The following is a 4,353-nucleotide window of genomic DNA, read 5'->3' as shown; positions in this document are numbered from 1 at the left end:
TCAGCAGCCTGAGAACGTCACCGGCTTGCTCCAGCCGCGCGGCCGGTCTCGCACGTCTATGTGGATGAAATTGCGGCCCGGATAGCAGCCGAGCCCACCCACGCCCTTGTTGCGCATGGCGTAGGCGATCAGCTTGCGCTTGTCGACGCCGGGGATGAAGAAGTCCGCCGCCATGCACTTGGTGTGATAGCTGTCGTCGGCCCCGCCTACCTTGGCGTTGTGGAACGGGTCGCGATAGCCCGAGTTCATGACGATCTTCTTGCCGAAATAGCCCTCGAACTCCCAGATGACGAGGCGCAGCCTGGGGGTGAGGCAGAACGCGTTGACGTCCCTTGACGTCACGTAGGTTCCGAAGCTCTGCTGGTAGCCGCGATAGGGGTCTCCGCTGCCGGCGAAGAAGGCCAGCGGCAGGCAGCCGCCGAGGAGGGCGGCCATCGCCAGCGCGATGATCAGGCGCATCATGTCACTTCCCCGGCCACGTCGATATCGGCCCGGCGTCGCCCGCTGCCCGGGCGGCGCCTTGGAGAAGCTACAAACGCTTGGCTAACCGCCGGCTAACCTGCTTGGTTACCCAGCCGTTACCAGCTGCCGGTATTGGGCATCGAGGTCCACGGCTCGGCCGGCGTCAGCGCCTCGCCCGCCTGCAGGATCTCGACCGATATGCTGTCGGGCGAGCGCACGAAGGCCATCCGCCCGTCGCGCGGCGGCCGGTTGATGGTGTAGCCCATCTCCTGCATGTGCCTGCAGAAGGCGTAGATGTCATCGACCTCGTAGGCGAGGTGGCCGAAGTTCCTCCCCCCGGAATAGACCTCGGGGTCCCAGTTGTAGGTGAGCTCCACCGGCGCCTCGTGCTGGCCGGGCGGGGCGAGGAAGATCAGGGTGTAGCGGCCCTTCTCGTTTTCGCTGCGGCGGATTTCCTCGAGCCCCAGGCCGTCGCGATAGAAGCGCAGCGAAGCATCGACATCGGTGACGCGCACCATGGTGTGCAGGTATTTCATCGGTTCCTCCGAGATGTGTCCGGTTGAGTCGGGACCAGGAGCCAGACCCTAGGCACGCACCGGGCGCGGGGCAAATGACAACTGGACTGTGTCCGGGGTGCAAAAGTGGCAAGAAAATGGTAAACGCTTCTTAACTTCTCCCCCTGAATCGGCCAAGGTGAGGTTCACTTGTAGCGTACCCCGTTAGCGGCGGGGCGAGTACGAAAAGGCTTGAGGTATGGGGGCCAGCACCAAGGGCGGCGTTGATCAGTCCGGATTCTCGTCGGGTGACGGGGTTCGGCAGGCGGAGCAGTCAGGCGCCGAGCGATCTGCGGAGACCGGCCTCGATGTGATCGAGGTGGTCGGCGCCATCAAGTGGTTCGACGTGGCCAAGGGCTTCGGCTTCATCGTTCCGGACGATGGACGGCCCGACGTCTTGCTGCACGTGACCTGCCTCAGGCGCGATGGCTACCAGACGGCCTATGAAGGCGCGCGGGTCGTCTGCGAGGCGCTGGCCCGCCCCGGCGGTCTGCAGGCCTTCCGCATCCTTTCCATGGACGAGTCGACCGCCAAGCACCCAGCGCAGCTTCCCGCGCCGCGGACGCACGTCACGGTAGAGCCGACTTCGCGGCTGGAGCGGCTCGAGGTCAAGTGGTTCAATCGCATCCGTGGGTTCGGCTTCCTCTCGGCGGGGGACGGCGCTCCGGACGTGTTCGTCCATATGGAGACGCTGCGTCGGTTCGGCATCACCGAACTGCGGCCCGGTCAGTTTGTGCTGGTGCGCTACGGCACCGGGCCCAAGGGGCTGATGGTCGCCGAGATTCGCCCGGATGGCTGGGGCGAGGCGCCGTCGTCGCACTAGCCGAGACCTCTCCAATTCGGCGGCGTGCCGCGCTAAGGTGGCGTGACGCCCACCAGATCCGTGACCCCCGCAATGCATCTCCTCAAAGTCATCTATGGCGCGCTGGTCGCGCTGCTTCTGCTGCCTCTCGCCGCGTGCGCCGACGACAGCCGCCTCGTGATCAAGTCGCAGAACGGCGAGCACGCCTTCACCGTCGAGGTCGTGGATACGCCGGAGGGGCACGCGCGCGGGCTGATGTTCCGGCAATCACTGGCGCCGGATGCCGGCATGCTGTTCGACTTCAAGCAGAGCCGCGAAGTCAGCTTCTGGATGCAGAACACCTTCATCCCGCTCGACATGCTGTTCATCACCCATGACGGGGTGATCGCCAGGATCCACGTCAACGCTCGTCCGCACGACACCACGTCGATCCCATCCGGGGAGCCGGTCGAGTTCGTGCTCGAGGTCCCCGGCGGACGCACTGTGGAACTCGGCATCGCGGCAGGGGACAAGGTGGAGCATCCGCGCATTGCCGACGGAGGCAACTGACCGACACGGCGGTCCTCAGAGTCGGGCCAGTACCATGCAGTCGAGCACCGCAAACAGGTGCAGGCCTGCGCCGAGCACGACGAAGCCGTGCCAGACGGCGTTGTGGAAGGTGAGCCTTTCCCACAGGTGGAAGATCACCCCGACACTGTAGGCGATCCCGCCCGCGACCAGCAGCCACAGGGCCAGCGGTGGCAGTTGCGCCATCAGCCCCTGGAACATCAGCACCCCGCTCCAGCCGATCCCGAGGTAGAGAACCAGCGCGCCGCGACCGAAGCGATGCGGGATCAGCATCTTGAGTGCCATTCCGGTCAGCGCGGCACCCCAGATCAGCGTGCCGAGCACGACATTGCCGGTACTCGCCCCCAGCAGCACCAGGAATGGCGTATAGGTGCCGGCGATGAACAGGAAGATCGCCGCCTGGTCGAGGCGAGCCAGCGTGCGCTTGGCCGGCGACGTGACCGGGCACAGATTGAAGGCCAGCGACACGACCAGCACGATCAGCAGCGTCGCCACATAGAGCACCAGCACCGGGAATTCGTCCGGCGCGGTCTGCTTCGCCGACGCCCAGAGCAGGGCACCGCCAACGGTCACCGCCAGCAACAGCCCCACGGCGTGCACGATGCCATCTGCTACCAACTCGGCCAGCGTGAACGGGCGCCCCCGGGTCCACCAGCTCCTTGGAACGACGATTTCGGCCTGCACGACGGTTCCCCGATGAACAAGCTGTGACAATCCCGTCATCTGCCTGTCACAGTCAACCCTTTCGGCCCCGCGCCCCCTTGACAGGTAACGTGGTTGTTACACTCTTGCCTGCATCGTTCTGGACGCAAACGAAAATGACCCCGGTTCCGCTGTTCTCGGCACTCGCCGACCCAACCCGTCTGCGTGTGGTCGAACTGCTGCATGAGTCGGCCCGCCCGGTGCACGAGTTGGCCCAGGCGTTCGCCATCAGCCGGCCGGCGATTTCCCGGCACCTGCGCGTTCTGAAGGAGGCAGGGCTGGTCCGCGAGGTCAAGCAGGGCCGCGAGAACGTCTACTCGCTGCAGCGCGACAAGCTGAAGCCGGCCGCCGCCTGGCTCGAGCGGCACGGGCGCAAGCTCGCCGCCGTCCGCGACACCAAACGCAAGGTGCGGGCCCCCGGGCGGTCCTCGGCCAAGCCCAAGCCTTCCGGTGCGACTGCCCCGGTGCGCGCGCCGGCGCCTCAGCTTTCCTTCTTCGACCTCTAGTTGGGCGCCCGCGTGCCGGCCTCCGGCTCGGGCAGCCACTCATCGATGCGGCCGGTGAGCCGGTAGCCGGCCAGGCCCAGCCATTCCCGCAGCGCGATCGTCGTCACCGCCATGGTTTCCGGTGCCTGGTCGAGCTTAAGCCGGAAGCCTTCCGTCCCGCTCGCCAGGTAGTCTGCGGGCCATGCAATGACGGCGAAGTGCGACCGGCGGAACAGCGCCACGGCGCGTGGCATGTGAAAGGCCGAGGTGACCAGCAGCCAGGTCTGGCCCGCCTGAAGTCCCGCGAGGTCTTTGGCGAACGCTGCGTTCTCATCGGTATTGCGGGATTTGTCGTCGAGCACGATGCGGGCCGGATCGATTCCGAACGCCACGAACAGGCGTTGCGCGGCGAGGGCCTCCGGTTCCTGATCGGCCGCCAGTGCCGCCGCGCCTGCCGCGATCACGATGCGGGCCTCCGGATGCGCCAGCGCCAGCCGCAGCGTTTCGACCATGCGGTCGCCCGAGCGTGCGAGTTCAAATCCGCCCCGGACGGTGTTCACCTCCCCGTCCATGCCGCCGCCCAGCACGACGATGCCGTCGATGTGTGCCGGTTCCGCCGGCCTCGTGAAGCGGTTCTCCAGCGGCGTGATGATGACATAACCGAGCGTCGTATAGGCGAAGAGCACAAGGAGCACCGTCGACAGCGCCAGTGCGGCGAAAGCCGGGCGGCGGCGCTTCAGCGCCAGCAGGACGAGGCCGGCGAGCCCGAGCAGCATGATTA

General features: G+C 66.4%; 7 protein-coding genes. 3 read left to right on the top strand and 4 right to left on the bottom strand.

Annotation, left to right across the window (positions count from 1 at the left end):
• Positions 1-462, bottom strand: coding sequence for a YcbK family protein (locus ACE3TU_RS19540; protein WP_374627281.1), 462 nt, complete (start codon positions 460-462; stop codon positions 1-3).
• A 116-nt stretch (positions 463-578) separates the two neighbouring features.
• On the bottom strand, positions 579-998 hold the full coding sequence (locus tag ACE3TU_RS19535; protein ID WP_374627279.1) for a VOC family protein: 420 nt from the start codon (positions 996-998) through the stop codon (positions 579-581).
• A gap of 217 nt (positions 999-1,215) precedes the next feature.
• Here ACE3TU_RS19535 and ACE3TU_RS19530 point away from each other — a divergent pair, with 217 nt between their 5' ends.
• Together ACE3TU_RS19530 and ACE3TU_RS19525 are read left to right on the top strand one after the other, a co-directional pair.
• Positions 1,216-1,839: a cold-shock protein gene (locus ACE3TU_RS19530; RefSeq protein ID WP_374627277.1), complete on the top strand. Its 624-nt coding sequence runs from the start codon at positions 1,216-1,218 to the stop codon at positions 1,837-1,839.
• Positions 1,840-1,911: 72 nt separating this feature from the next.
• Entirely contained in the window at positions 1,912-2,367 is a 456-nt protein-coding gene (locus ACE3TU_RS19525) for a DUF192 domain-containing protein (protein ID WP_374627275.1), read from the top strand.
• Positions 2,368-2,382: 15 nt separating this feature from the next.
• Here ACE3TU_RS19525 and ACE3TU_RS19520 read toward each other — a convergent pair whose 3' ends face one another.
• The gene (locus tag ACE3TU_RS19520) at positions 2,383-3,069 is read right to left on the bottom strand and encodes a hemolysin III family protein (RefSeq protein WP_374627273.1); all 687 of its coding nucleotides are present in this window, start codon (positions 3,067-3,069) and stop codon (positions 2,383-2,385) included.
• A 134-nt stretch (positions 3,070-3,203) separates the two neighbouring features.
• Here ACE3TU_RS19520 and ACE3TU_RS19515 point away from each other — a divergent pair, with 134 nt between their 5' ends.
• Positions 3,204-3,593, top strand: a complete 390-nt coding sequence (locus ACE3TU_RS19515; protein ID WP_374627272.1) for an ArsR/SmtB family transcription factor — start codon at positions 3,204-3,206, stop codon at positions 3,591-3,593.
• Here ACE3TU_RS19515 and ACE3TU_RS19510 read toward each other — a convergent pair.
• Positions 3,590-4,353, bottom strand: a 764-nt coding sequence (locus ACE3TU_RS19510) for a YdcF family protein (protein WP_374627270.1), incomplete at its 5' end; no start/stop codon positions are given. The two genes, ACE3TU_RS19515 and ACE3TU_RS19510, sit on opposite strands and share 4 nt — an antisense overlap.

The sequence above is a fragment of the Devosia sp. genome (genome assembly GCF_041917035.1).
In the GTDB taxonomy this organism is placed as follows: Bacteria; Pseudomonadota; Alphaproteobacteria; order Rhizobiales; family Devosiaceae; genus Devosia_A.
Note: the sequence above shows the minus strand (reverse complement) of the source record. Positions and strands in the feature narration are given on the sequence as shown.